At 65.7% G+C, this 26,192-nt stretch carries 24 protein-coding genes; 10 read left to right on the top strand and 14 right to left on the bottom strand.

Annotation, left to right across the window (positions count from 1 at the left end):
- Positions 1-15 precede the first annotated feature (15 nt).
- Both AB0L58_RS16315 and AB0L58_RS16310 read right to left on the bottom strand, forming a co-directional pair.
- A complete protein-coding gene (locus AB0L58_RS16315) occupies positions 16-1,482 on the bottom strand; it encodes a CoA transferase (protein WP_364387212.1) in 1,467 nt (488 codons plus the stop codon).
- Positions 1,483-1,515: 33 nt separating this feature from the next.
- Positions 1,516-2,556: an enoyl-CoA hydratase/isomerase family protein gene (locus tag AB0L58_RS16310; RefSeq protein ID WP_364387210.1), complete on the bottom strand. Its 1,041-nt coding sequence runs from the start codon at positions 2,554-2,556 to the stop codon at positions 1,516-1,518.
- Between the two features lie 154 nt (positions 2,557-2,710).
- Between AB0L58_RS16310 and AB0L58_RS16305 the strand changes: the two genes are divergently transcribed.
- From AB0L58_RS16305 to AB0L58_RS16290, 4 genes are all read left to right on the top strand, one after another.
- Complete coding sequence (locus tag AB0L58_RS16305; protein WP_364387208.1) at positions 2,711-3,487, top strand: enoyl-CoA hydratase; 777 nt, start codon at positions 2,711-2,713, stop codon at positions 3,485-3,487.
- A 233-nt stretch (positions 3,488-3,720) separates the two neighbouring features.
- The gene (locus AB0L58_RS16300; RefSeq protein ID WP_364387206.1) at positions 3,721-5,412 is read left to right on the top strand and encodes a hypothetical protein; all 1,692 of its coding nucleotides are present in this window, start codon (positions 3,721-3,723) and stop codon (positions 5,410-5,412) included.
- A 153-nt stretch (positions 5,413-5,565) separates the two neighbouring features.
- Positions 5,566-6,621: a zinc-binding dehydrogenase gene (locus AB0L58_RS16295; protein WP_364387204.1), complete on the top strand. Its 1,056-nt coding sequence runs from the start codon at positions 5,566-5,568 to the stop codon at positions 6,619-6,621.
- Between the two features lie 368 nt (positions 6,622-6,989).
- Positions 6,990-8,696: a thiamine pyrophosphate-binding protein gene (locus tag AB0L58_RS16290; protein WP_364387202.1), complete on the top strand. Its 1,707-nt coding sequence runs from the start codon at positions 6,990-6,992 to the stop codon at positions 8,694-8,696.
- A 123-nt stretch (positions 8,697-8,819) separates the two neighbouring features.
- On the opposite strand, the gene AB0L58_RS16285 is transcribed toward AB0L58_RS16290, so the two are convergent.
- The 7 genes from AB0L58_RS16285 to AB0L58_RS16255 form a co-directional block, all read right to left on the bottom strand.
- Positions 8,820-9,518: a hypothetical protein gene (locus AB0L58_RS16285; protein ID WP_364387596.1), complete on the bottom strand. Its 699-nt coding sequence runs from the start codon at positions 9,516-9,518 to the stop codon at positions 8,820-8,822.
- 107 nt (positions 9,519-9,625) lie between these two features.
- The gene (locus AB0L58_RS16280) at positions 9,626-10,288 is read right to left on the bottom strand and encodes a PaaI family thioesterase (protein ID WP_364387200.1); all 663 of its coding nucleotides are present in this window, start codon (positions 10,286-10,288) and stop codon (positions 9,626-9,628) included.
- A gap of 51 nt (positions 10,289-10,339) precedes the next feature.
- Positions 10,340-10,705, bottom strand: coding sequence for a hypothetical protein (locus tag AB0L58_RS16275; RefSeq protein ID WP_364387198.1), 366 nt, complete (start codon positions 10,703-10,705; stop codon positions 10,340-10,342).
- Entirely contained in the window at positions 10,702-11,433 is a 732-nt protein-coding gene (locus tag AB0L58_RS16270; RefSeq protein WP_364387196.1) for an ABC transporter ATP-binding protein, read from the bottom strand. The genes AB0L58_RS16275 and AB0L58_RS16270 overlap by 4 nt, the downstream gene beginning before the upstream one ends.
- Before the next feature lie 20 nt (positions 11,434-11,453).
- On the bottom strand, positions 11,454-12,167 hold the full coding sequence (locus tag AB0L58_RS16265; protein WP_364387194.1) for an ABC transporter ATP-binding protein: 714 nt from the start codon (positions 12,165-12,167) through the stop codon (positions 11,454-11,456).
- Complete coding sequence (locus AB0L58_RS16260) at positions 12,145-14,265, bottom strand: ABC transporter permease (protein ID WP_364387192.1); 2,121 nt, start codon at positions 14,263-14,265, stop codon at positions 12,145-12,147. The genes AB0L58_RS16265 and AB0L58_RS16260 overlap by 23 nt, the downstream gene beginning before the upstream one ends.
- A gap of 15 nt (positions 14,266-14,280) precedes the next feature.
- A complete protein-coding gene (locus AB0L58_RS16255) occupies positions 14,281-15,654 on the bottom strand; it encodes an ABC transporter substrate-binding protein (protein WP_364387190.1) in 1,374 nt (457 codons plus the stop codon).
- A gap of 280 nt (positions 15,655-15,934) precedes the next feature.
- Between AB0L58_RS16255 and AB0L58_RS16250 the strand changes: the two genes are divergently transcribed.
- Together AB0L58_RS16250 and AB0L58_RS16245 are read left to right on the top strand one after the other, a co-directional pair.
- Complete coding sequence (locus tag AB0L58_RS16250) at positions 15,935-17,116, top strand: amidohydrolase family protein (protein WP_364387188.1); 1,182 nt, start codon at positions 15,935-15,937, stop codon at positions 17,114-17,116.
- Positions 17,117-17,119: 3 nt separating this feature from the next.
- A complete protein-coding gene (locus AB0L58_RS16245) occupies positions 17,120-18,547 on the top strand; it encodes a FadD3 family acyl-CoA ligase (protein WP_364387186.1) in 1,428 nt (475 codons plus the stop codon).
- On the opposite strand, the gene AB0L58_RS16240 is transcribed toward AB0L58_RS16245, so the two are convergent.
- The 3 genes from AB0L58_RS16240 to AB0L58_RS16230 all read right to left on the bottom strand — a co-directional run bounded on the left by AB0L58_RS16240 (position 18,535) and on the right by AB0L58_RS16230 (position 21,288).
- The gene (locus AB0L58_RS16240) at positions 18,535-19,413 is read right to left on the bottom strand and encodes an LLM class flavin-dependent oxidoreductase (RefSeq protein WP_364387184.1); all 879 of its coding nucleotides are present in this window, start codon (positions 19,411-19,413) and stop codon (positions 18,535-18,537) included. The genes AB0L58_RS16245 and AB0L58_RS16240 overlap by 13 nt on opposite strands.
- Before the next feature lie 8 nt (positions 19,414-19,421).
- Entirely contained in the window at positions 19,422-20,240 is an 819-nt protein-coding gene (locus AB0L58_RS16235) for a mycofactocin-coupled SDR family oxidoreductase (RefSeq protein ID WP_364387182.1), read from the bottom strand.
- Positions 20,241-20,454: 214 nt separating this feature from the next.
- Entirely contained in the window at positions 20,455-21,288 is an 834-nt protein-coding gene (locus AB0L58_RS16230) for a TauD/TfdA family dioxygenase (RefSeq protein WP_364387180.1), read from the bottom strand.
- A gap of 190 nt (positions 21,289-21,478) precedes the next feature.
- On the opposite strand from AB0L58_RS16230, the gene AB0L58_RS16225 reads away from it, so the two are divergent.
- The 3 genes from AB0L58_RS16225 (at position 21,479) to AB0L58_RS16215 (ending at position 23,939) form a co-directional block, all read left to right on the top strand.
- Positions 21,479-22,135: a helix-turn-helix domain-containing protein gene (locus AB0L58_RS16225; RefSeq protein WP_364387178.1), complete on the top strand. Its 657-nt coding sequence runs from the start codon at positions 21,479-21,481 to the stop codon at positions 22,133-22,135.
- A 241-nt stretch (positions 22,136-22,376) separates the two neighbouring features.
- A complete protein-coding gene (locus tag AB0L58_RS16220; RefSeq protein WP_364387176.1) occupies positions 22,377-23,630 on the top strand; it encodes an amidohydrolase family protein in 1,254 nt (417 codons plus the stop codon).
- A 12-nt stretch (positions 23,631-23,642) separates the two neighbouring features.
- Complete coding sequence (locus tag AB0L58_RS16215; protein ID WP_364387174.1) at positions 23,643-23,939, top strand: hypothetical protein; 297 nt, start codon at positions 23,643-23,645, stop codon at positions 23,937-23,939.
- Positions 23,940-24,023: 84 nt separating this feature from the next.
- On the opposite strand, the gene AB0L58_RS16210 is transcribed toward AB0L58_RS16215, so the two are convergent.
- Together AB0L58_RS16210 and AB0L58_RS16205 are read right to left on the bottom strand one after the other, a co-directional pair.
- On the bottom strand, positions 24,024-24,497 hold the full coding sequence (locus AB0L58_RS16210) for an NUDIX domain-containing protein (RefSeq protein ID WP_364387172.1): 474 nt from the start codon (positions 24,495-24,497) through the stop codon (positions 24,024-24,026).
- Positions 24,481-25,134: a hypothetical protein gene (locus tag AB0L58_RS16205; RefSeq protein WP_364387170.1), complete on the bottom strand. Its 654-nt coding sequence runs from the start codon at positions 25,132-25,134 to the stop codon at positions 24,481-24,483. The genes AB0L58_RS16210 and AB0L58_RS16205 overlap by 17 nt, the downstream gene beginning before the upstream one ends.
- A gap of 657 nt (positions 25,135-25,791) precedes the next feature.
- Here AB0L58_RS16205 and AB0L58_RS16200 point away from each other — a divergent pair.
- Positions 25,792-26,001, top strand: a complete 210-nt coding sequence (locus tag AB0L58_RS16200) for a hypothetical protein (RefSeq protein WP_364387168.1) — start codon at positions 25,792-25,794, stop codon at positions 25,999-26,001.
- Positions 26,002-26,192: the final 191 nt, after the last annotated feature.

The raw sequence follows: 26,192 nt of genomic DNA, 5'->3' as shown, positions 1-26,192 counted from the left end.
TCATTTCACGCATCATCAGGCCGATCCACCTGGTTGCGGTATCCGCGGCCGCAGCACCCGTTGCGCACGACCGTAATGCGGGCACTCGACAACCCAGCTCGCGCCGTCGGCGAGCACTCGATGCGGTCCATGGGTGAGCACGGGCGCCGCGGCAAAGGCTGCGGAGGTGGCCCGCATGGACAGATCGATCAGCAGTCCCCCGCCACCGTGGACGGCACCGCACACCGCGAGGGCGGCACAGATTCCGGTGAGCGGATCGGCGATGGCGTCACCGCAGAACACCGGCTCACCCGTATCCCAGCCGACCAAGCCGCCCGCCACCGCCGCATCGTCGCCGAATGCGACGCGCATCGGATCGGCGCGACCGTATCCGGTCAGGCTCAACCAGATCTGTCCGTCGCGATGCGCGCGGTCCCCGGGAGCGAGCCCCAGCTGCGCCAGCGCCCGCGGCCGGGATGCCTCGATCACCACATCCGCGGCGGATACCAGCTCACGCAGCGTCGCCTGCCCCGCGGGCGTGTGGAAGTCGACGGCGATCTGTTCGTGCCCGCCGTGGAGCCATTCGAAGAAGCGCGGATCACCGCGACGTGCACCATCCGGGCGTCGGGTGCTCTCCACCTTGACCACCCGTGCCCCCGCGCGCCCGAGTAGGTGCGCACACAGCGGGCCCGCCCACATCGAGGACAGGTCGACGACCACCGCGCCGTCCAGCCGTGCGCCGACGACCGGCTCGGCTATCCGGCTTGTCTGCCACGGACATCGGGAATCCGGCGGTGTGCATGGCGCGGCTGATAGTCCGGCCACGGGGCGAGCCGCGTCATCGGACAAGCCAGTGGCCGGGTGCGCGTCGACGAGGTGCCGGGCAGGTGGCGCGGCGCCAGAGTCCGCAGCAGCAGGAGCAGGCGCGGCAGCGGACAGCACGGCGCCAAGGCGCGGGTCGGCAGGCAGCGCGGCGGCAGGGTACGCAGCGGTGGGCAGCGCGGCGGCGGGTACGCCGAGCAACTGCGCTCGGTCGGCTAGGTCGGTTGCGGTCCGATCACGGGCGGCCGCGGTGAGCGTCTCCCACGGATCGTCGGCCACCGAATCCACCCCCAGGATCGCGGGCACCGAGTCGATATCGTCTTGGCGGCTCAAGGTGATCGCGCACCAACCGTCCGAGGTGCGCAGCAATCGACCGGCTCCGCCCGCCGTCTGCTGACCGCCGCGCCGTAGGTTCAGCAATCCGGCTCGACCGGCCAGGAGCAGTCCTGGATCGGCACGGACCTCGGAGCCGATCTCCGCGGTGATTCGCGCCAGCGCCCCGGTGGTTTCGAGGAGTAGTCCGTATGCCGCCGCCGGCGAGACAGCGGGAGCGCCATCAGGGCGTCCGGTCAGGTCCATGACGCCGGACGCGGCCCAGGCGAGCGCCGCGCACTCCGGCTGCGTTTCGACCGGGCGCGACAGGACATCGGACGGGCACAGCGACCGCACCCAATCCCGCAACACCGCTGCCGTAGCCGAGGTATTCGTGTGCGATCAACTCCTCGCCTGTTCCACCGCGTCGACCATGCCCCACTCCAGTGCGGCCGCCGCGGTCAATCGCTGTTCGGTCAGCATCAACCAGGCGGCGCGCCAACGGCCGATCCGCCGCGGCACGCTGACCGTACCGCCCGCTCCGGGCACCAGGCCCATCCGCAGCTCCGGGAATGCGAAGTAGGTATCGGGGGCGGCGATCACCGTGCCCGCGAACGCGGCCACCTCCGCGCCCGCACCAATGCATGCTCCATGGGCGCGCACCGTGACCCGGTCCCGGATGCGGTCGATGATCCGCCATGGCGCCCGGTCCAGCCGGACCAGATACGCGGCAACCAGATCCGTCGCCGTACCGAATTCGTCCAGATCGCCGCCGCTGCTGAAAACCGGTCCCGCCCCGTTGATTTCGACGGCGGTGAGCGTGGCATCGAGGTCGGCCAGGCGCACCGCATCCAGCAGTTCCTCACGCAGTCGCATGCCGAGTGCATTGCGTCGCTGTGGGTGATTCAGCGTGATCGTCAGGCGATCGTCGTCGCGGTGCGTCCGGACCAGGGCATGCTCCGGCGGTGTGACCGCGCGTGGCGCGCCACGCTCGGCCAGCCAACGCTCGAATTCGGTGCCGCCGAGGAGCATCGAGTACACCGCCGCCTCCGCCGCCAGCGCGGGCACGGTCGGCAACTGCACCGTCTGGCGCAGCAACTGTCCGCACGCGACGGCCGCGCGGGGCGAATGCCGCACCGCCGCCCCCAGCAGATCGAGCGCGGCATCGATGTCGTCCACCACGACCGCCTGCGGCAACGAGTTCGCCGCGGCATCCGTGGTGAGGGTGAGCGTCGCTGCCGCCAGCAATGGCGTCAGGCTGGGTGTCACAGGCCCACGCAGCACCCCGATGACGAGCGGTAGCGCCTGATGCATCCGCTCGGCGGTCCGGGAGATTCGGTCGGGTGTTTCCGTGCCGAACGCGTCCAGCGGGACCACCATCGTAGGGGCGGCCGGAGTTCCGTCCGCGGTGAGGTCCACCGCGAACTCATCGAACAAATCCATCCCCGAATCCGGCATACCTAGAAACTAACCGCGTCGACGAGAGGGACCAACTGCATCGGCGCTCCAGTCGTTCATGGCCGGAACCCGACCGGAAAGAGTATACCTAATCTGGTTAGAGTAGCTCACGTCCGATTCTCGACCCGGAAGGCCGACAATGACCGATCAGCCCGATGTCCTCGTGGAACGCACCGACACGATCGTGCGGCTGACCCTCAACCGCCCCGACCGGCTCAATGCCCTGACCGCCGACATGATGAACGAGGCCGCGACGGCGGTCGAGAAATTCGGCGACGATCCGACCGTTCGTCTGTTCGTCGTGACCGGCAACGGGCGGGCCTTCAGCTCTGGAGCGGATCTTTCCGACTCGGCCGACAATGGTCCGCAGGTCGCGACGCTCGACGCGGCGAACCGGTTGATCCGTGCCCTGCGCACCGTACCCCAACCGGTGCTCGCGGCGATCAACGGTCCAGCGGTCGGCGTCGGATGTTCACTGGCCCTGGCCGCGGACATCACCGTCGCCCGCGAGTCCGCCTACCTCCTGCTCGCCTTCGCCAATATCGGCCTCATGCCCGATGGCGGTGCCACGGCCATGGTCCCGACGCTGATCGGATATGCCCGCGCAGCCCGCATGGCCATGCTGGCCGAGCGCATTCCCGCACCGCTGGCCGCCGAATGGGGTTTGATCGGCCAGGTAGTGCCCGACACCGACTACGATGCCGAAATCGCAAGGCTGGCAACCAAGCTCGCCAACGGGCCGACGGCGGCACACACCCGCACCAAGCGCGCATTCAACGCGATGGCCCTCGCCCAGCTCGACCAGGCGCTCGACCTGGAACGCGAAGGTCAGACCGCGCTCTTCGAGACCGCCGATGTCGCCGAGGGCATCGCGGCGTTCAAAGCCAAGCGCACGCCAGGTTTCATCGGTCGCTGAGCGAGTTCGTCAGATACCACAAAAATCAGCGGAACCTGTTTCAGAGGTTTCACAAAAGCCCTGCTCAGCGCGGATAGTGCGGTGCGACTGCGTGATTGACACCGAGGCGGACGCCTCGTAGCTTCGGCGGACCGGAACGGGATCCGGCCCGACGAAGGGACTCAGCGTTGATACGGCGTGCGTGGTCAGGTCTCTGGTCGGCAAGAACATGGTGGCGCGCAATAACTTCGGCGATGGCGGGTGTCGCGGCGGCCGCCGTGCTGGTGCCCGCGCACGCGGAGCCGAGCGACGCCGCGCGAACGGAGGTGCCGGTGACTTCGACATCGGCGATCTCATCGGTGACCGAATCCGTTGTAACCGTGCAGATTCCGCTGCCGGAGTCGGTCGGACCGCATCCCGCCGCCTGCGACCGACTGTCGTATCTGCGCTACCGCGACATCGACGGTCCGCGGCGCTCCGCCGATGCGGACGCCGTGCTGGTCGCCCAGCCCGGCATCTTCGAAGGCGCGGGAGCATTCGACAGCGTCGCCCGCAATACCGTGGCCGCGGCCGCGAAAGTCGGTCGGCACGTGGAATTCTGGGCGCTGGATCGCCGTTCCAACTGTCTCGAGGACCACACCGGAATCCTCGCCGCCCTCGCCGACGAAGACGTCCATCGCGCTGTCGACTACTACTACCGCAACGCCGAGATCGACGGTCACCGGTTCGGCGGCTATCTACTCGACGACCGTTCGGCCTGGCTCGGCCACCTCGGCATCGCCCAAACCGTGCAGGACGAATTCGACCTGCTCACCGCAGAACTGCCGGATCCCACCGTGCGCAGACAGAAGGTGCTGTGCGGCGGCCACTCGCTCGGCGGCATCATTACCGGTGCATTCGCCGAATGGGATTTCGACGGAGTCGCCGGTGGTGACCAATGCGCGGGCTATTTCGCGCTGGACTCCGCGATCGACACCTCGCTGTCCGCGCTCAACGGCATTCCGGACATGGTCGATCTATCCATCGGCGGCCGTGGCTACGACGCCGTGACGGCCGGGCTCGACAGCGGCACGCTCCCGCGAGTGCTGGCACTACCGGCGGTCATCAATCCCGAGACGATGAACCTGCTCGGGATCGCGGGGCTGGCCGCATATCTGGCTCCGGACACCGAATCCGACCTGGCCCACTACATTCCGAACAGCCTCGACCAGGAGGCCACCTACCGGGTGCTGATGTCACGCGACGCCGCGACCGCGGCCACCGGCGCGCCGTCGGTCCGCGACTTCCGAGTCACCAATGCCGCCGTGCTCGGCGCGTTCCTCGACGCCAACTCCCAACCGCTCGCACTGCTGCAAACGGGATTCGGGTTCTTCGACGGTGGACCCGTGGCCGAGAAGAACTTTCCGGTGCCCGGTGACATCGCCACGATACCCGCGCTGCAAGGGCTGACCGGCACCATGCTCGGCCCCGATCGCAAGGCGATACCGGCGGCACCCAACGGCCCGCTCTACACCTGGCGCGACTACGACCGACTCACCGATAGCGCCGTACCGGCCGACAGCCACGGGATCGCGTTCACCGATTCCGGACAGGAGGTCACCGACCTGCGGGACCTCGCGCGCAGTCTGGCAGCACAGCCCCTGGACTTCACCGAGTGGTACTTTCCGACGAAACTGGCCAGCGATACCTTCCAACTGCACGCCCCCGACATCACTGGCCGCACCACCCATCCCGGCGCCATCGACGCCCATCCGACCATCAATCTGATCGGCGGCTCCGGAATCGCACTGGCGAGCGGACATCCCGGCCGTGGCAGCACGGTGGTCGCCCCTGGCTACCACCACCTCGATGTACTCACCGCCGCCACGAATCAGAACAACGGGCAACCCGAAATCGTCTCCACCACACTTGCCCGCTTCGCCATCCACACCACCCGGCCACACTGAGCGAAACGGTGGTGTACCCAGGTACACCACCGTTTCGGTACCTGACTCCCTGGGCTCGCGCATCCGGCAACGGCATCGTTGATCACAACGAACTCATCGACCGGGCACGCCGAGCCGATGATGAATCCAGAGAGGACAGGCAGCATGGCAACGATGAAGTCGGTTCAGACCAGCACGCCCGGCGCGGTCACGGTGGTCGAGGCGCAGCGCCCCACCCCCGGTCCGGCGGATGTGCTGGTGCGGATCCGGGCGTGTGGCATCTGTGGCACCGATGCGACCTTCGTGCATATGGGTGGCATGCCCAAGGTGCTCGGGCCGCGGGTCAAGGCCGAGGCGCTGACACCGGACCAGATGCGGCCGGTCGTGCTCGGCCACGAACCCGCCGGTGAGGTCGTCGAGGTCGGCGCGAATGTCACCGGATTGCGGGTCGGTGATCACGTCGTGGTCAACCCGCAGGCCGCACCGTCCGGCATCATCGGCTGCGGCGGACCGCTCGGCGGTATGAGTGAATATCTGCTCATCGAGCACGCCGAGGTCGGCTCCAGCGTCGCCATCGTGCCGGATTCGGTGCCGTTCGCCGTGGCCGCGCTCAACGAGCCGATGGCGGTGTCGCGGCACGCCGTGAACCGCTCCGAGGCGAAACCGGGTGATAAGGCAATCGTCTTCGGTGCGGGCCCGATCGGGCTCGGTGCGGTGATCTGGCTGAAGCTGCGCGGTGTCGAACACGTTGCCGTCGCCGACGTGATCGTCTCGCGGCTCGACACCGCTCTCGCGGTGGGTGCGGACGCGGTCATCGACTCCGCCACCGAGGATGTCGCAGCCCGGCTCGGTGAACTGCACGGGCACGGCAGCAACGCCCTCGGTGCACCGCGGCCCGACACCGACATCTACATCGATGCCGCCGGTGTGGCCGCCGTCGTCGATACCGCTCTCGCCGCAGGCAAGTGGGGCGCCACATTGGTCACGGTCGCCGTGCACAAGAAGCCCGAACCGATCGACCTCGGTGCCATCCTCCGCAACGAGATGACCATCATCGGCTCGCAGGGCTACCCCTCCGAGATTTTCGAGGTGACCCCGGAAATCAGCAAGCATGCCGATCGCTTCGCCCGGCTCATCAGCCACCAGATCCCCTTCGCCGATGTGCAGAAGGCGTTCGAATTGGCGCTTACCCCGGGTGCGGCGGAAAAGGTGATCGTCACCTACGAGTGAGCCGCGGCCCGATGACCCCGGTTACGTAGCGGTTCCGCCGTCGGTAACGAACGGCACCGGTATCGCACGAATGCCACCGAGAGTTAGCTGAACCGTCGGTATTCTCGGGCCAGAGCATCGAATCGACCTATCGCCCCGGAGATACGTCGTCATTACGAAGTTTGCCGGAAGAGCACCAACGATATCCGGGATTCGACTCCCGGCCGGGTGCCCACATCAAGCCGCACGCTCCCGCCGATGCGCCGAAGGTGCTGCATGCATACCGCAAGCCTTGTTCCGACACGACCAACCATGATGTTCGTGTCGGGTGGCCGGCAAGCCTGGAGACCACGATGTCAGCGTGACCCGACGATTCGGAGGAGCACACGATGTCCAGGGGCGAGACCCGACGAATGAGGATCGGTGAGTTTCTGCTTCGCCGGCTGGCAGAGGCCGGGATCGGGCACCTCTTCGGTGTCCCCGGCGACTATAACCTCGAGCTGCTCGAACAGCTCGAAGACCAGAGCACCATGAAATGGGTGGGCAATTGCGCCGAGTTGAACGCCTCCTATGCGGCGGACGGGTACGCGCGGCTCAATGGCATGGGCGCGCTCCTCGTCACGAACGCCGTAGGCGCGATGAGCGCGATCAACGGGGTTGCCGGCTGCTATGCCGAACACGTTCCGGTGGTCTGTATCTGCGGGTCGCTTCCGCTCAGGTCGATCGATCGCGGCTTGGGGATGCACCACACGATGGCCGATGGGACACGGGACCGCTTCCTCAGTGCTTTCGCGCAGGTCACCGCCGCGCAGGCCAGGCTGACCCCGTGCAACGCGGCGCTCGAGATCGACAGGCTGATCCTGACCGCGTGGCGCGAGAAGCTGCCGGTCTACCTGGAATTGCCCTCCGACATCGCCTATCTCGATATCGAAGTTCCGACCGATTCGCTTGTGCTCGTACAACCGGCCAGCGACCCCGAACGGTTGGTGTCGTGTGTCACCGCGATCGCGAGCCACTTGTCCGACGCCGCGTCACCGGCGATTCTGGTGGATCTGGACGCGGACCGGTTCGGTGTCGCCGCCCAGGTCATGGAACTCGCCGCGAAGATGCAGCTTCCGATCGCGGTGAGCAGCACGGCCAAGGCGGTGATCGACGAGACGTTCCCTTACTACGTCGGTGTCTACAACGGCAAGGCAAGTGCGCAGCACACACTCGACGCGATGGAGAGCAGCGACTGCCTGGTCTGCATCGGCTACCGACCGATCGAAGTGACCACGGGCGCCTTCACGGCGTCGCTGCCCGCCGACACGATCCACCTGCGGGGACACTCGGTCGACGTCGGCGATGACAACTACCAGGCGGTTACCATCCAGGAAGTTCTCGGTGGCGTCATCGCTGCGGTGCCGCACGTCACCGATCGCGCCACGAGCCAACCCAGCCAAGCCGCGCCACGCATTCACACCGACGACTCTGCCGAGCTGACACAGGCTGTGTACTGGGAGGCCATCCAGGACTACATCCAGGCCGGTGACGTGCTACTCGTCGATAACGGCACGTCATACGCTCTCTTCGGGCTGCAACTCCCACCCGGCTGTACCTTCGTCGGATCGGTCAATTGGGGTTCGATCGGCTATTCGGTCGCCGCGCTGCTGGGCACCCTGACCGCAGCACCGGACCGACGCCACCTGCTGTTCGTCGGCGACGGCTCGTTCCAGCAGACCGCGCAGGAGCTCTCGACCATCCTGCGATACGACCACAAGCCGGTAATCTTCCTGATCAACAACGGGGGATACACCATCGAGCGGGGCTATCTCGGCAAGACCGAGTCCTACAACGACATCGCCACGTGGGCATACGCGGAGCTGCCGAAAGTGCTCCGCCCAGACACCACGGCACGGTCGTTCGTCGCCAAGACTCCAGCGGACCTACGCAACGCCCTGTCCGCGTCCAATGACAAGCTGATCTTCGTCGAATCGATCATGGATCCCTTCGATTCACCCGCCCCGATCACCGCGAGCAGCAACAGAGGGGCCGAACTCGACTACGGACCCCGAGGCCCCCAACACCGCGAAGGCACCCAGCTACGGCCGGCCTGACCGGCAACAATGTGAAACGACGACGGCCCACGGTACGGGTGAACTCCGCTCACCCGACCGAGGGCCGCTGCGCGGCCTGCACCGTGATGGCACCTGCTGCGCTACGACATGACCGGCGACGACCTACTTGGCGGGCGGCATCGGCGAGTTGATGGTGGTGAAGTACTGCACGGCCGCGGCGATCGCGATCGGAGCGGTCACCAGCAACTGACCGGCCAAGGTGCCGAGGGCACCGATCGCGACAATGCCGCCGAGGCAGCCGATGGCCGCGGCCGGGATGAAGGGGCCGAATAGTCCGATGATGGTGGCCGAGGCCACGGTCGCACCGGCGATTCCGCCGAGTACGCAGCCGACGACGCCGCCGCCGATTCCGCCGACCGCACCGCCGATGGTGGCACCCATGGTGATCGTGCCGATGAGTCGACCCCACGCCGCCTGCTCACGGTCGTACTGGGTCTTCCACGGCGCCTGATCCTCATACGGCAGGGCGACCGGCTTGTACACCGCATGCGCCACATCGAATTGCGGGGTGAGGGTGGCGGTGCGACCAGCGATCTCGGCGGCGACCGGGAATTCGAAGTCGTCTACCCGGAACTTCAGCTCGGTACCGGCGAGCACGGCACCATTAGCCGCCCTGATCTCGAGCACCCCGTCTCGGATACCGATCGAACCCGCATCGGTCGAGATGATGGTCGACTTCTCATTGGCGCTCGCCTGGAAGTTGACCGCATCCGCCTCTGCACCGGGCGATGCACCCGCCGTACCCATTCCGACGCCGAGCGCTGTCGTCACAACAGCAGCCGCCACGGTGAGGTTCCTCATCTTCACGATAACTTCCTTCTTCCCTACGCGAATCTCTCTCTCCATTGAGAGAATGTCATTCTTGCAGGAATGCGGCCGGTTAGCGGGGGTTTTTGCGATATCGGGCGCTACTGCTGTCCCGGCAGCAGGGTGAGAAATAGCGCGTGCGCCTCGGCGCACAGTCGGTCGCCATCATGCAGGGTGGCGACCAGGAAGATCTTGCGCCCCTCCTGCCGCTCGACCCTGGCGCGAAGGGTCAGCTCGGTATCCAGCGGCGTAATGGACCGGTAGTCGACGGTCAGTGATGCGGTGCGAATCGCCGCCCCCGAGTAGGCGACGCCGCTCATCCCGAGCACGGTATCGAAGGCGAGCGCGATATGTCCGCCGTGCACCGCCGCATTGCCGCCGAGATGGAAGCGGCGAAAGGTAATGCGAGCCGACACACCCGCACGATCGGAGCGGTCGACGATGAACGGCGGCAGGGTGATGTTGCCGTTCGCGGGCACATCGGGTCGCACCCAGCCGGGTACCGACCACTCGTCGACCAGCACCGTATCCAGTAGCCCGTTGAGTTCCTTCAGCGTGGTGATGCTCTCCAGCGCCACCTCGTCGGAGGGGCAGGCCAGGCGCACCCGGTCCATCAGACCCCGCACCTGTTCGATGAACTCACCGAAGTGCGGACCACCGCGGGAGATATCGGGCGTGCGATCCAGCGATCGAGACCGCGACGGCCGAAACCCACCTTCGTGGTGCTCCTCGGTGGGCAACGACTCGAACTGGCTCTCACTCATGAGAATTACATTATCGGCCGGTGCCGCGGCGCGACCGACCGCTGCCGCGTACTACGGACCGGCGGAGCCGTCCTTGCTGATCGCCTTTCCGTTCAACCGGTCGCCGAGCTGTGCGAGATCGTAGGACTGTCTGGCCAGCCAGAAGCGCAGGAATCCGGTGAGCGAGTACCGCAGGAACAGCGCCGACCCCACCACGCTCGCCGCCACGGCACCCAGTGCGAGGGTTATCGCATCGCGTTGTGCCAGTGGGTCTTTGGTGCCGTGCGCCATGAAGTACGACACCACGGCCACCACCAGACCCAGCACCATGAGCGTCACTCCGGTGCGCAGCCACAGCACCGCTCGACCCGCCGCGGGATCGGGAATCTTGGCTTCATCGAGTTCGCGGACGAAGCGGTCCGCGCGTGTTTCGGTCATTGCGAGCTTCCTAAGTAAAGGGCCGCCAATTCATCGCGGATACCGCTGTCGGGGTGGCCATGTTTTTCGATGCGACCGCGCACGAGCACGGCCGCGTGGTCGGCGATATCCAGTACCGCCGCGGCGAATTGCTCGACAACCAGGACAGCCACACCCTGACGGGCGATTTCGGCGACCTGTTCGTAGAGCTGACCGACCACCAGCGGCGCCAAACCCATCGACAGCTCGTCGAGCATGAGTACCGCCGGGTCGGTGGCCAAGCCGCGGGCCAGGGCGAGCATCTGCTGTTCACCGCCGGACATGGTGCCCGCCGTCTGATCGGCCCGCTTCCCCAGAATCGGGAACCGGGTGAAGGCGATGTCCTGGATCTCCTCCCGGGAGCGACCCGTGAAGGTCATCATCAGCAGGTTGTCACGCACCGACAGATTGGGAAAGACACCTCGCCCCTCCGGGATCAGGCATACCCCGGCTCGGGCCAGGTCGCGCGGGTCGGCACCGGTCATATCGCGTCCGCCCAATCGCAGTTGGCCGGAGGCGACCGGGTGCACGCCCGCCGAGACCTGCAGTGTGGTGGTCTTGCCCGCGCCGTTCGGCCCGAGTAGCGCGACCACCTGACCCGCAGCGACACTCAGATCGATGCCGTGCAACACCGTGATCGCGTCATAGGCCGCGCGCACCTCGCGCAGTTCCAATAGCGGGCCGGTGGCGGATTCGGTTGTCGCCGTCACTGTTTCGATGCTGTCCACGGTCATGCCGCCCCCAGGTAGGCCGCCAGCACGGTTTCGTCGCGCCGGATCACCTCGGGTGGACCGGAAGCGATGACCTTGCCGAGGTCGAGCACATAGACCTCGTCACAGACATTCATGACCAACCCCATATCGTGTTCGACCAGCAGCACCGCCGTCCCATCTTCAGCCAGCGAACGCAGCAGCGCCGCGAATCGTTCGGTCTCGCTGTGGTCCTGACCGGCCGCGGGTTCATCGAGCAGGATGAGCTCGGGCCGCGCGGCCAGCGCCCGGCCCACTTCGATCAATCGGCCCGTTCCCGTCGGTAGCGCGTCGGCGCTGCCGTCGGCGACTTCGTGCAGATCCAACCGCTCGATGATCTCGTCGACGACCTGGGCGGCCTGCCGACGCCGCGGCCCGAGTTCCGCGGCGACCAGCAGGTTGTCCCGAACGCTCAACCGGCCGAACAGTTCCAGACGCTGAAATGTGCGAGCCATGCCGAGCCGGGCACGGCGGGCCGTGCCGAGCCGGGTGACATCGCGCCCATTGATCAGCACCCGCCCCGAGGCCGGTTTGCGCAGACCGCAGATCACGTCGAAAAACGTGCTCTTACCAGCACCGTTCGGCCCGATCAAGCCGGTGACCCGGCCGGCTTCGGCCACCAACCCGGCGCCGTCGAGCGCACGGTGGCCACCGAAGACGACGGTCACATCCTCAACTTGCAGCAGCGGTGGCACGATTCAACACCTCCTCGTCCTGCGCACGCCATGGCCGCCGAATCCCCCACCATTCGACCGGTAGCTCGGGTTCTTCGGCGGGCACGCGCTGCCGCGCGATCCAGACGCGGGCGCCGATGACGACGAGCACCAGACCGAAGCAGAGATGCCAGCCGGTGATCAGATCACCGAGCCGAAGCAGCCACAGCACCACCGTGGCGGCCAGCACCACCGTCAGCACCGCCCGGTCCCGGAACATCGGCAGCCATTCCGCCCGCATCGTGGCGATCGCCCCCTGACCGAGCATGCCGCCCGCGAAGGCGATACCGCCCAGCGCGGGCAGCACCTGCGACAGGTTCAGCAGCGACGGCCACAGCACTGGAATCACCAGCAGCGGCCCGGCATAGGCCACGCCGGTGAAGAATCCGCTGCCGACCGCGCCGAGACCGGCGATCACCACGATCAGGAATATCGGCAACCCGGACACCAGGTTGAAGTGATCGGAGGTGACCGCACGCAACTGCATGCCGTACAGCGCACCGCCGAGTCCGGCGATCGCCGCCGAGAGTGCGAACACCAGCACCTTTGCCATCAGCAGATTGCCGCCGAGCGTCGCATACGCGGCCTCGCTGTCGCGCATCGCGATCAGACGCCGCCCGAATCGGCTGCGCCGCAGCATCGCTATCGCGAAACCCGCCACCGCCAGGCATACCGCCGCGAATACCGTCACGTGGGCGGTGCTGTCGAGACGCACGCCGAATATGTGTGGCCCGACCAGATTCACCGAGCCCTGTTCGAAAAAGTCGAGCCGCACGCCGAATACGTGCACCGTCGGCAGGGTGAAGACCCAGCGGTCCAGGACCACCGAGAAGGCTACCGTCGCCAGGGCCAGATAGACCCCGGACAGTCGCAGTGCGGGCAATGCGATCACCGCACCCACCGCGCCCGCGACCACCATTGCCAGCAGCAATGCCCACCACTGTCCGCTCGCGCCGTACTGTGCATAGATGACCGCCCCGATGCCGGCGACGCTGAGCTGGCACAGCGAGATCTGTCCCGCGTATCCGGCCAGCGGCACGAACGACAGACCGATCACGCCGAAGGCGAAGATCTGCCCGTAGGTGATCAGATCCGCCTCACCGAGGACGGTGGCCAGTACCACGCCCAGGGCCACGACCACCGCCGCGAAGGCGACCGATCCCGAGACCGTCGGCAGCGGCACCGGACTGAGCCGCCGATCCCGCCCACGCAGCCGTCCGTGCGGGAACAGCAGCAGCGCGATGAACAACAGCAGTGCGGGCGCGGCCAGTCGCAGACCTGGCAGATATTCGTTCTGCGGCAGATAGCCGGTGAGATAGCTCTCCAGACAGCCGACCACGATCGCGCCGAGGAAGGTCATCGGCAGACTGCGCAACCGACCGAAGATCGCCGCGGTGTAGGCGCTGACGATCAGCAGCGACAGCTGGGGCGCGTCGAGCGCGACGGTCGGCGCCACCAGGATGCCGCCGATCGCCGCCAACTCGATGCCGAGAATCCACGCCACCCGGTTCGCCCGCCGCGGATCGGCACCGGTCAGACCCACCAGCGCACGATCGTCCACGGTGGCCCGCATCTCCGCCCCGGTCCTGGTGCGGTACAACAGGATCCGCAGTCCGACGGCCACCGCGATCGCGACCACCATCGTCAATGCCTGATGCCACGTCACGGTGATCACGCCGACGTGCAGCGGTCGCTGTTCGGCGAAGAACTTCGGCAGGGTGCGGGCCTGATTGGGGTCCCACACCCATTGCGCGAGCAGGATGAGACCACTCAGCAGGGCAATGGTCATCACCAATTTCTCCGCATCGCCGAGGCCCTGGGTCGGCGCCAAGGCCCATGCGAAGAACAGGCCGAACAGCGGCGCGAATACCAGCAGCACCGCGGCGATCGCCAAGGGCGCGGGCACATCCCAGCCGATATGCAACTGCCAGTACACGAACGCCGACACCATGCCCGCCGCCCCGTGCGCGAAATTGAATACGCCGGTGGTGGTGTAGGTGAGTACCAGGCCGCTACCGATGATCGCGTAGATCGCCGCGGTGCTCAGCCCGACCACGCCGAAGGCGAGGAATTGTTCCATTGCCGAACGACTCCGCTACTTGAAGTCGTTGCTGCTGAGGCCGACGTCGGCGAGGGTCAGGCCCTTGCCGTAGTCGGTCTTGTACACGTAGGCGTTCATATCGCAGCGGTACGGGCCGTTATCGGGTTTGAAATCGGCGGGCTGCTGCCAGCCCTGCGTGGTCGCCTGCACGATGTTGTAGCACTTCGGCAGCGCTGCCCCGGTCGGCCGCAGATCCATCGGTGCCTGCAGGCCGCCCGCGGTCCACGCCGTCTCCTTGGCGGCGGCGTCGTACACACACTTGCGGGTCAACTGGTCTCCGCAGCTCGCGGCCGACTTGGCGAACAGCAGCCACGCGGAGAACGCGCGCAGTGCCGGGTAGGTGACATCCTTACCGGGGGCGTACTTGGCGAACAGGTCCTTCACCAGCTTGACGTCCGGTACCGTCGCGACCGCCTCGACCGGCGCGATGCCGGCAAGATCGGCGAAATTGTTCTGCCCCGCAAGGGATTTGCCCGCCAGCTCCAGGAACTGCGCATTGTAGGCGTTGCTATTGGCGTCGATCCAGTCCAGCTTGTAATCCATCCCGGTCAGCACATCCTCGAGCTTGGCCAGGCTGCGGAAATCGCCGAGGAAGATCAGCCCTTTGACACCCTTGCTCTTGATCGACTGCGCATACGGCGTCCAGTCCGCGACACCGATCGCCGGATAGAGCTCGTTGTAGACCACCGAGGCGTTCATCGCGGTCAGCGATTCCTGGAATTTGGGCACCATCACCTTGGTCGACGGCGAATCACCGGTGATGATGCCGACCGCACCGGCCGAGGCCGGGTAGGTCGTGATCAGCCACTGGTGGTAGCCGGTGTAGGGGTTGTACGGGCGAGAGGCAGACGCACCGCCGCCGACCTGCAGGTCGGATCCGGAGTTCTTGACATCGACGACCTGTGCGGGAAAGTCCGGCAGCAGGCACTTCAAGCGATCCTCGGTGCCGAGCGAATCCAGCGCGGCGCCGCCGCCGACCAGCGCGAAGTCCTCGCGGCAGGCCTCGATCATCCGCTGTCGGACTTCCCGCAGCTTCGCATCGCGCACGGTGGCCACCAGCTTGCGGCCGCCGATACCGCCGGCGGCATTGCACCAGGAGGTGAAAACGTTTGCTGCATCGACGAATTCGGTGTTCTTGGTGAAACCGACGTCACTGAAGACACCGACCTTGATCTCGCCCGCGGTGACGCCTTGCGCGGACGAACTCGATGGCTTCCCGCCCTGGCAGACATTCTTCAGATCACCGAAGTCGCCCGACGCAGCCGTGGTGGTGGCGTTGGTGCCCTCGGCTTCCTCACCACCCCGGCTACAACCGGCCGCCAGCAGCGCGGCCGCCAGCAGAGCAACGAGTATTCGCTGCGATTTCACGTTTCCTCCTCTACGGACGCCACCGCTCCGGTCCGCGATCGGTCGAGGCCCGCGTCCTTGTTCTTCATCGAGCGGCGCCCTACCTGATCTGGCGCTCTCGCCGCTGGGAAAGCAGCTTTGCACATGAGGAGAATCAAGATGGTCAATTTTGGAAAATGAGGTCTGCGCAAAGTTTCAATGACCGGACGACCAAGTGGAGACCGCAACCACCTGTCATCACCACGATTGCCACCGGACAGCAATGAGAATAGGATTCTCGCAACAAGCAAAGGAGGATCTCATGCCAGTGCGGACATTGCCCTACCCGCTGTTCGACGCGGACAACCACCTGTACGAGACCAAGGAAGCACTGACCCGCCATCTGCCCAAGCGCTTCCAGGGCATCATCCAGTACGTCGAGGTCGAAGGACGGACCAAGATCGCGCTGCGCGGCCAGATCAGCCAGTACATCCCCAACCCCACCTTCGAGGTGGTCGCCCGCCCCGGCGCCATGGAGGACTACTTCAAGAACGGCAACCCGGAGGGCAAGAGTCGCCGCGAGATCTTCGGCAAGCCGATGAAGGCCATCGACGCCTTCCGCGAACCCGGACCGCGCCTGGCTCTCATGGACGAACTGAACGTCGACCGCAGCCTGATGTTCCCCACTCTGGCCAGCCTGGTGGAGGAGCGCCTGCGCGACGACCCCGAAGCCATCCACGCCATCGTCCACTCGCTGAACCAATGGATGCACGAGGAATGGTCGTTCAATTACCAGGACCGCATCTTCGCCGTCCCGGTCATCACCCTGCCGATCGTCGAGGAGGCGATCAAGGAGCTGGAGTGGGTCGTCGAGCGTGGCGCGAAGGCCATTCTGATCCGTCCGGCCCCGGTGCCGGGCTTCCGTGGCCCGCGCTCGTTCGCGCTGCCGGAATTCGATCCGTTCTGGAAGCGGGTCGTCGAGCTGGGCGTCGCCGTGACCATGCACACCTCCGACAGCGGCTACGCCCGCTACACCCAGGAGTGGGACGGCAGCAACGCCGAGATGCTCCCGTTCGTCACCAATGCCTTCAGCATGGTCAATGAATGGCGTCCCGTGGAAGACGCGGTGACCTCGTTGCTGACTCATGGTGCGCTGCTTCGGCATCCGGATCTGCGGGTCGCCATCATCGAAAGCGGCGCTGCCTGGCTGGGCCCGCTCATGACCAAACTGAAGGAAACCTTCAAGAAGGCGCCCGAAGGCTTCGGCATGCAGGACCCGATCGAGACCATCAGGCGGCAGATATTGGTCAGCCCGTTCTATGAGGAGGGTGTGTCCGATCTGATCGATCTCATCGGCGTGGATCAGGTGCTGTTCGGTTCGGACTACCCACATCCGGAAGGCCTGGCCCAGCCCACCACGTTCGCCGACATGCTCACCCATTTGCCGGTCGACGACCAGGCCAAGATCATGGGCGGCAACCTGGCGCGGCTGCTCGGCGTATGACGTATGAGCTTTGAGACCATCCCGCAGATGGTCATGAGTGCGGCCGACCGCTTCGGCAGTGCCGAAGCGGTCGTCGACGGACCGTTGCGGATCAGCTTCACCGATCTCGCCGATCGGGTGCGTCGGGCCGCAGGCGCCTTCGCGGAGGCCGGGCTCGAATCCGGTGACCGGGTGGCGATTTGGGCGCCCAACAGCGCCGAATGGATCGTCGCGGCCTTCGGGCTGCTGACCGCCGGTGGCGTGCTGGTCCCGGTCAACACCCGGTTCAAGGCCGAGGAGGCCGACGATATCGTGCGCCGCAGCGGCGCGAAAATGCTGCTGGTTCAGCAAGGTTTCCTCGGCGTGGACTACCCGGGTCCAGCTGGTGTGCCGGTGATCGATGTGAAATCGGATTTCCTGTCGACCGGTACGCCATTCGAACGGCAGGTACGCGGTACGGATATCGCCGACATCATCTACACCTCGGGCACGACCGGAAAGCCCAAGGGCGTCATGATGAATCATCTGCAGACATTGCGGCTGTACACGGAATGGTGCGAGCTGGCCGATCTGCGGGAGCGCGACCGCTATCTGATCGTCAATCCGTTCTTCCACACCTTCGGATACAAGGCGGGGATCATCGCATCGCTGATCCGCGGCGCGACCATCCTGCCGGTCCCGGTCTTCGATGTCGATCGGGTGCTCGAGCTGGTCGAACGCGAGCAGGTGACGATGCTGCCCGGTCCGCCGACCCTCTATCACTCGCTGCTGGCGGCCAAGGACCGATACGAGTTGTCGTCGCTGCGGGCGGCGGTCACCGGGGCCGCCGATATTCCGGTCGAACTGATCCGCCGGGTGCACGAGGAGTTGCCGTTCCGATCGATCATGACCGGATATGGGCTCACCGAGGCGGGCACCGCGACGGCATCGCGCCCCGGCGACACCTTCGAGCAGATCGCGTCGACCGTAGGGACCGCCTGCGACGGCGTCGAGGTGCGCGTCGCCGATGACGGTGAGGTGCTCATTCGCGGATACTCCGTCATGCAGGGCTATTTCGACGATCCCGAGGCGACCGCCGCGGCCATCGACCCCGAAGGCTGGCTGCACAGCGGCGATCTCGGGAGCCTCGATGCCGGCGGTCGGCTGCGGATAATCGGCCGCAAGAAGGATATGTTCATCGTCGGCGGCTTCAATGCCTATCCGGCCGAGATCGAAGGCGTCCTCCTGGCGCATCCGATGGTCGCGCAGGTAGCGGTGGTCGGCGTTCCCGACGAGCGGCTCGGGCAGGTCGGCACGGCGTTCGTGGTTGCCACCGGCCCGATCTCGGAACGAGAGCTGATCAGCTGGGCCAAGACCCGCATGGCGGGATACAAGGTCCCGCGCTTCGTGGAGTTCCGTGCGGCGTTGCCGTTGAACGCCACCGGGAAGGTGATGAAGGATCAGCTGCGGTAGGCGCGCACCGGCGGCGTGGCCCGCAGGTCCCGGATGACCGTCGCCCCGAATTCGGCCAATGTCTCCGGTGCGGCGAAATCCGTGAACCACACATAGAACCGCTCGACGCCACGTTCGATGAGATCGCCGAAGTGCTGGGCGAGCTGGGCGGCGTCACCGACGACGAGGCCCTCACCCAGCTGACCGAATCGCCTACCGCTGCGTGCTCGAACCTCCGCCGCATCCCGGCCCTCGCCGACGAAGCCGACCAACTGCTGGATGGATACCCGCGCCGAGCCGATCTCGGGCAGCAGTTCGGGCAGCCGATTCAATTGCGGCGCAGGCAGATTCCACCAGGTCGCATAGCGGCGCACCAATTCCAGCAGTGGTGCGCTGGTGCCGCCGATGACAATCGGAATCGGTGTGCTGGGTGGCGGCACCTGCACCGGTCCCCCGGAATTCGATGCGCCCCAGTACTGGTGCAGCAGTTCCAGACTGCGTCGCAGCCGATCGCGCCGTGCGGGCGCCCGGTCTCGGGTGATATCGAATCCCACCAATTCGCGCGGCACCGAACCCGCACCGAGGCCGAGTTCGAATCTGCCACCGGATGCCTGTTGCAGAGTCACCGCTTCCTTGGCGAGAACCGCCGGGTGTCGGAACGCGTCGCACAACACCAGATGTCCGATCCGCAGCCGCTCGGTTCGTGCGGCCACCCATGTCGCCACCGTCATCGCCTCCCACAGCGGCAGCTGTTCGGCGCCCGGCGCGACCAGATGGTCGATGAACGCGAGACCGTCGAATCCGCTGGCCTCGGCCACCCTGGCTCGTTCCACGATGTCGTCCACGCGCAACTTGATCTGCGGCAGGAACAGAAACCACTCGGGCATCGGTGGGCTCACAGCGCCAGTCCCCCGTCGACGGCGACCGTCGCACCGGTCATCGGGCTGCTGTCGGGACCGGCCAGAAAGGCCAGTACGCGGGCGATCTCATCCGGGTCGAGTAACCGTCCGATCGGCTGCTGGCCGGCGAATCCCGTCACATCGGGCAGCCGGTAAAGCCGGGCGATCTCGGCCAGGAGCGGGGTGTCGGCGGAGCCGGGACTGACCGCGTTCGCGGTCACCCCGGTGCCGCCGAGTTCCGCGCCCAGTGCCCGAATCAGCCCGGTCACACCGGCTTTCGCAGCACAGTAGACGGCGAGTTGGGGTAGGCCCTTCGTCGCGGCGGCCGACGCGACGGCCAGGAACCGCCCCGATCGCGGTGCCGGTCGGGCCAGCAGCGCCGGAACCGCCGCCCGCGCCAGATTCACGACACCACCCAGGCAGACATCCAGGACCGCGCGCTCCTGCTCGATCGGCATCTCCCACAACGGAACTCCCCCGGCGATCACCCCGGCCGCCGCGATCACCGCATCCAGTCCGCCCCAGGTACCCACCGCCTCGGCTACCGCGTCCTGCAGTGCCGTCGGCTCGCGCACGTCGGCGATATACGGTCGCACCGCACCGACCCGGTTCACCCGTCTGCTCGCCTCGGTCGCCACCGCGACGAGTTCGCGCTTGCTTCCCATCGGATAGGGCAGCGCGGGATCATCGCTCGCCAGATCCACCGCGAGCACCGACCATCCCCGAGACGCCAGTTCCAGCACCGCCGCCGCCCCGATGCCCCGCGCGGCACCGGTGACCAGCGCGACCCGTCGATGCTCCGACCGCGAGGTCATGCCGACCCCCGAACCACCGGATACTCGGCAACCGGCCGATGCCGCTGCGAACAGTCCTGAGGCGGCTTCGACGCGACGGCGGATTCGCTGGTGTTGCCGATCATGGGACTCCCGCGTCATTGCTTGCGCCACCCGGATGGGTGGAAACATTGTTCTCATTAAAGGATAATGAGATTCTACGAGGGAGACAAGGACACCCGCGGACGGATACCGGTCAGGCGACGGCTTCCTCGCCGACGAGGGTGGTGCGGTGCATCAACCGCCGCGAGGTCACTTCGTACGGCTGGGCCCGGTGCAGCATGCCGGTGTTGTCCCATACAACGAGGTCGCCGAGCCGCCATCGGTGCCGCAAAGCGAACCGCGACTGGGTCGACCATGCGAGCAACCGATCGAGCAGCGCTCGACTTTCCTTGGCCGACATGCCGACGACCTGCGCCGCGGTAGCGCCGATCAGCAGAGATTTACGCCCGTTCTTGCGCGTCCACACCAGCGGATGCACCCGGGTCGGCACTTTCGCCCATGCCGCCCGCTCCCGATCCGTCGGATCCGGATTGGCCAGTGACTGCGCATGCGCGAAACTGTGTACCACGCGCAGGGTTTCGAGTTCGGCCCGCTCCGCATCCGGCAGCGCCGCATAGGCGGCGAAGGTATTGGCGAATTCGGTGTCACCGCCGTCGGCGGCCACCTCGAGCGCGGTCAACAGAGTAGCCTGCTGCGGGACCGCGTCGGTCGCGCCATCGATATGCCAGAAGAATGTGCCCTCCCGATAGGCGGCCAGCACGCTCTTGGCCGGATCACGGGTGATGGCCGATACCTCAGGATGCGATTTTTCCCCGCCGAACGGCGCGACCACGACCTCGCCGAGCAGGCGACTCAGCGCCACGAGCGCGGCGTCGTCGATGTGGGCGTCACGGTAGATCACCACCCCGTACCGGTCGAGCGCCGCCCGCAGGTCGTCGGCAACGCGCCGGTCGGCGAGTTGGCGGCCGGACAGCCCGGTGATCTCCAGTCCGATGTGATCGGTTACGGGGGTGGCGGTGACGGTCATGATGCGCCTCTTCGATACGGCAGCACGCGGGTCGATGCACCCACACGTGCTGAACAAGTGCCCAAACTCGGTATATGCATATGCTTAACATCGTGACGAAGGAAGGGTCAAGAGGTCGCATGAGCGAGCGAACAATCGGCACAGCCGCCACCGCGGTCATGGCGGAGCCGAGCGCCAGCGAGGCGCAGACATGAGTGCGGACGAGTCGACGGCCACCGGCGGCGGCGCCCGAGTCCGCCGCATCGGCGCGCAGGATTCGACCACCCGACTCGCCATCCTGGATGCCACCGCGCGGGTCATGCTCGAGCAGGGACATGCCGCGGCGACGTCACGGCGGGTCGCCGCGCTGGCCGGGGTCAAACCCGCGCTGGTGCACTACTACTTCCCGACGATGGACGATCTGTTCCTGGCGGTGTTCCGACGCGGCGCCGAAGCCAATCTGGAGCGGCAACGCCAGGCCGTATTCTCCGAACAGCCGCTGCATGCGCTCTGGCAACTCAGTCGGGAACCACACGGCACCCGGCTGCAGCAGGAATTCATGGCACTGGCCAATCAGCGCCCGACCATTCGCACCGAAATCGCCGCCTATGTCGAACGTTTCCGCGATATCCAGGTGACGGCGCTCACCTTCATCGCCCGAGCCAAGGGTCTCGACCTCACCGAGCTGCCGCCGGTGGTGATATCGCTACTCATCGCCAGTATCTCCGGCGTCATCGCGACCGAGAATGCCGTGGGCGTCACGAACGGTCACGCCGAGTTGATCGCATTCGTCGAGCAATACCTGGACAGGTTCGAGACGACGGCATCCGAACACAGTCCGCCCGCGGCCGAAGCCGCGGATTCGTGATCTGGCCGTGTGCCCAGCCAAATTTTGAGCGCTAGTTCAGCACACCAACCGTGGTAGCGCGCGGCATCGACAGCTCGTCGGCAATATCCGGTGGGAATTTGTCGACCGCGCCCGCGCGCAAGGTGTATGGTCGAATCATTGCGAGAGTGACATTCTCTCAAATGAAGACTGACCATCTCTCCGCTTGTCGAGATCGGGGTGAGGCGCACCCCCGGCGTTCCCACGAACAGCAAGGAGTCACGTGAACATCGACGACATGATTCTGGTGAGCATCGACGACCACGTCGTCGAGCCGCTCGATATGTTCGACGGCCGGGTACCCAAGAAATGGGCCGATCTGGCGCCGAAGGTGATCGTCGACGACAAGGGCGTCGACCGGTGGGTCTACCGGGGGAAACCGACGGGTGTCACCGGGCTCAACGCGGTCGTTTCCTGGCCGGCGGAGGAGTGGGGGTACGACCCGGCCGGTTACGCGGAAATGCGGCCCGGTGTCTACGACATCCACGCTCGCGTACGGGATATGAACGCCAACGGCATCCTGGCCTCGATGTGCTTCCCCACCTTCGCCGGATTCAGCGCCGGCCACCTGAGTCATTTCAAGGACGAGATCACCGTCGCGATGATCCAGGCATACAACGACTGGCATCTCGAGGGCTGGTGTGACATCTATCCCGGCCGGTTCATCCCGAATGCCATTCTGCCGCTGTGGGATCCGCAGCTGGCCGTCGCCGAGATCCGCCGCGTCGCCGCGAAGGGCTTCCGCGGCGTCACGATGGCGGAACTGCCGCACCTGCAGGGCAGCCCCAGCTATTTCGACGAGGACTACTGGGGACCGGTCTTCGCGGCGCTCGACGAAACCGGTCTGGTCATGAACCTGCATATCGGCACCGGATTCGGCGCGCTCAAGCTGGCGCCGGACGCGCCGATCGACAATCTGATGTGCCTGGCACCGACGGTCTCCCAGATCACCGTCCAGGATCTGCTGTGGGGTCCCGCATTTCGCTCCTACCCCGGTCTGAAGGTGGCGCTGTCGGAGGGCGGCATCGGCTGGATCCCGTTCTTCCTGGATCGCTCCGATCGCCACTACACCAACCAGAGGTGGCTGCGGCGTGATTTCGGCGGCAAGCTGCCGAGCGAGGTGTTCCGCGAGCACGTGATCGCCTGCTACGTCACCGACCCGACCGCACTCACCTATCGGGACGCGATCGGAATGGACATCATCGCGTGGGAATGCGACTACCCGCACTCGGACTCGTTGTGGCCCGATGCACCCGAATTCGTGCTGAACGAACTGAACGCCGCCCACGCCGACGACGCCGATATCAACAAGATCACCTGGCAGAACGCCTGCCGTTTCCTGAATTTCGATCCGTTCGAGCACACCTCCAAGGAACAGGCCACCGTCGGCGCGCTGCGCGCGAAGGCCGCGGGTTGGGATACCTCGACGACGACACGGCAGCAATACGCCGAAGCCTATGCCCAGCAAGCACACTGATCGAGAGACGATATGAAGTTGATGGTTTTCTCCCGCCCGCAGCCCGGCCGGGACGAGGAATACAACACCTGGTATCGCGATGTCCACGTCCCCGAGATGCTCGCCATCGATGGCGTGGAATCCTGTACCCGCCACCGCCTGCGGGCCACCGAGGACCAGCCCACGGAATATCTGGCCGTCTACGACATCGACGGTGATATCGACATCGTGATGAAGGAGCTGATCGCCCGGTCCAAGGATGGCCGGATGCGGCTCAGCCCGTCGATCGATCCCGCCAACACCCGGATGACGATCTGGGAGCCGATCTGATCGCTGCGCACGGGACAATCCCCGTTTCCACGCCAGCGCGCGGTTTACGGTTACCCGACTGGTTGATTCGGGGTTGTGCGTCTCTCATCCCAGATACGGCGTCGAGCGTTGTTCGGCGTGGTGCTGCAAGCGGAGCCGAACCGTCTGGTGCACCGGCAGTGTCTCGAGCTCTTCGAGCCGAAGGAATCTCACTTCCGTCGACTCAGAGCTGACCTCGATACGGCCACCGATCACCCTGCCGTAGAACGTGATATTGAACTCTTGGCGGATCTCGCCGTCCGCGTATGCGATCACGTGCTGAGGGTCGGTATAGATACCGAGTATCCCGGTGATCTCGATATCGAGTCCAGATTCCTCTTTGGTCTCACGGATGACGCACTGTTCGAGCGTTTCTCCGATCTCCATGATTCCTCCGGGGAACGACCAGTTCCCGGAGTCGCTTCGGCGTTGCATGAGGACGGCGCCCTCGTCGTCGACAACCAGTGCCGAGCCTCCGGGAACCAAGCTGTTCGGCTGGGGTGCGTTCGGATCTCGGTAATAGTCACGCCGTGAGCCCATCGGAATTCACCTCTTGCAGGTACGGGGTTACGGTTCCCCAGATCTGTTCGAATTGGTCTTCGAACGATGCGAACAGCCCGTACGGGGAGAGCTTTCGGAGGTAGAGCGCTGGGTGCTGATAACCCCTCGCTCGAACCAGGTACGGCGTCACCAACATCAGGTCATCGAACCTGAACACCGAGTTGTACAGGTGCGTTGTGTGTAGCCCGATTCGGCATCCGGGAGTCTCGGCAAGGGTACCTATCATGCTCAGCGCGTTTCGTATCCGGCCGGGCAATGTCCCTTGCATCTGCTCGAGCGCGTCACGCTCGGCTACGTGTGCGGACTCCGGGTCTGCGAAGGCCAGGCGGACGCTCGCGCCGTTGCGGCACTTGTCCGCGATCAGATCAGCGGCATCAGGCAACAGCTCGAGGACGAACGGGTATGCGTATCCGATGATGTCTATTCGCTGAGTAGCGCTCAGCAGCAACGATGTCCAAACCTCGTTAGGCACGTCGGCGCGGTGTGCGTAGGCACCGATGACTTCGGCTGTCGCGGGAGCTCCCGCGCTGATGTCCGGGCGAGTAGCGGGCCAAAGACTCGACTCCGATTCGCCGAGCGCACTCGCCACCGCGGCGCGAGTTCGTTTGTGCGGCACCCGGACCCGCTAGCCATCGGTTCACGGTCTTCACGTCCACGCTGACCGTCTTCGCGAGCGCGGCGGAGTCGATTTGTGCTCGCAACATCGCCGATTGGAGGCGGTGACTCATACCGAAACGATACCGGGACGTTGAGGTGCTTTGAAGTGTCCGGCGAAACGTCCTCCGCGAAGTTCAGGTGTCCCCGGTTCGTCCATAACGTTCGATTCGGCCCCCGTGACATGTGACGCCAACCGGTCACGGGGTGCCTTCCAAGGATGCGGCCGAGCCGAGGAGACACCGTGTTGAACAGTCGACAGCCACAGCCTGATTGTGTTCTGCCGCAACGAGACCCGTTCGTCGGCCCACCCCGGCCCGAGCTCCGAGAGTCGTGGCAACCGCCTCCCGCCGAAGTGATCGAGCTGTTCGTCGTTGCGGTCGATCAGTGGAGCTACCAGATCGATTCCGAAGAATCGTCCAACAAGGAGGCTGTTCGACGCGTATCCGGACTTGGCCGACGCTCGGGAGATGCTTCCACAACACGAAGACCTGTGGAACGTGCTGCGCGATGACTACTGGGCGGCGCTGCTCAGTACAACCGATCTCCCAAATCCGTCGGGGGCGTATAGATGCCGTCCGATCGCGTTCCATCTCGTTCGCAGGAGATAGCTCCGGCCGTGCGGGCGTTGCTCGCGCAGTTCCACGAGGACACCCAAAACAAGCTGGCCATCGCTCCGACCGATAGCGCACCGATCTACCAGGCAGCTGACGGTTCTCTGACCCGGGTTCAGGACGGCTGGATCTCCGACTCAGACGCCGAACTCGACAAGGCGGACGCGGTCACGATTCAGCCGACCAGTGTTCGCGATATCGAGCAACCCATGTAATGAAACACTGACACAGCATGGGCAGCGACGATCATATGGAGGCATCGTCGTGGGGAATGACGAGCAACTCGGTCTGGACTTCCAAGTCGAACAGACCGAATGGGGTAAGTAGGTGGACCCGGACCGGCGAGCGGCGCAAATCCGTAAGCTCTGAGTGAGAGGCGTCTCGTGACGTCGGAACTGCCCCGCGC

The sequence above is a fragment of the Nocardia sp. NPDC052112 genome (assembly GCF_040680135.1).
In the GTDB taxonomy this organism is placed as follows: Bacteria; Actinomycetota; Actinomycetes; order Mycobacteriales; family Mycobacteriaceae; genus Nocardia.
Note: the sequence above shows the minus strand (reverse complement) of the source record. Positions and strands in the feature narration are given on the sequence as shown.

Excerpts from the sequence above, each read along its gene's own strand:
- AB0L58_RS16240 (WP_364387184.1), bottom strand. The coding sequence starts at position 19,413 with ATGCCCGAGTGGTTTCTGTTCCTGCCGCAGATCAAGTTGCGCGTGGAC.
- AB0L58_RS16285 (WP_364387596.1), bottom strand. The coding sequence starts at position 9,518 with ATGAGGAACCTCACCGTGGCGGCTGCTGTTGTGACGACAGCGCTCGGC.
- AB0L58_RS16275 (WP_364387198.1), bottom strand. The coding sequence starts at position 10,705 with ATGACCGAAACACGCGCGGACCGCTTCGTCCGCGAACTCGATGAAGCC.
- AB0L58_RS16245 (WP_364387186.1), top strand. The coding sequence starts at position 17,120 with ATGAGCTTTGAGACCATCCCGCAGATGGTCATGAGTGCGGCCGACCGC.
- AB0L58_RS16215 (WP_364387174.1), top strand. The coding sequence starts at position 23,643 with ATGAAGTTGATGGTTTTCTCCCGCCCGCAGCCCGGCCGGGACGAGGAA.
- AB0L58_RS16300 (WP_364387206.1), top strand. The coding sequence starts at position 3,721 with ATGGCGGGTGTCGCGGCGGCCGCCGTGCTGGTGCCCGCGCACGCGGAG.
- AB0L58_RS16310 (WP_364387210.1), bottom strand. The coding sequence starts at position 2,556 with ATGGATTTGTTCGATGAGTTCGCGGTGGACCTCACCGCGGACGGAACT.
- AB0L58_RS16260 (WP_364387192.1), bottom strand. The coding sequence starts at position 14,265 with ATGGAACAATTCCTCGCCTTCGGCGTGGTCGGGCTGAGCACCGCGGCG.
- AB0L58_RS16305 (WP_364387208.1), top strand. The coding sequence starts at position 2,711 with ATGACCGATCAGCCCGATGTCCTCGTGGAACGCACCGACACGATCGTG.
- AB0L58_RS16235 (WP_364387182.1), bottom strand. The coding sequence starts at position 20,240 with ATGACCTCGCGGTCGGAGCATCGACGGGTCGCGCTGGTCACCGGTGCC.
- AB0L58_RS16290 (WP_364387202.1), top strand. The coding sequence starts at position 6,990 with ATGTCCAGGGGCGAGACCCGACGAATGAGGATCGGTGAGTTTCTGCTT.
- AB0L58_RS16295 (WP_364387204.1), top strand. The coding sequence starts at position 5,566 with ATGAAGTCGGTTCAGACCAGCACGCCCGGCGCGGTCACGGTGGTCGAG.
- AB0L58_RS16210 (WP_364387172.1), bottom strand. The coding sequence starts at position 24,497 with ATGGGCTCACGGCGTGACTATTACCGAGATCCGAACGCACCCCAGCCG.
- AB0L58_RS16230 (WP_364387180.1), bottom strand. The coding sequence starts at position 21,288 with ATGACCGTCACCGCCACCCCCGTAACCGATCACATCGGACTGGAGATC.
- AB0L58_RS16250 (WP_364387188.1), top strand. The coding sequence starts at position 15,935 with ATGCCAGTGCGGACATTGCCCTACCCGCTGTTCGACGCGGACAACCAC.
- AB0L58_RS16225 (WP_364387178.1), top strand. The coding sequence starts at position 21,479 with ATGAGTGCGGACGAGTCGACGGCCACCGGCGGCGGCGCCCGAGTCCGC.
- AB0L58_RS16280 (WP_364387200.1), bottom strand. The coding sequence starts at position 10,288 with ATGAGTGAGAGCCAGTTCGAGTCGTTGCCCACCGAGGAGCACCACGAA.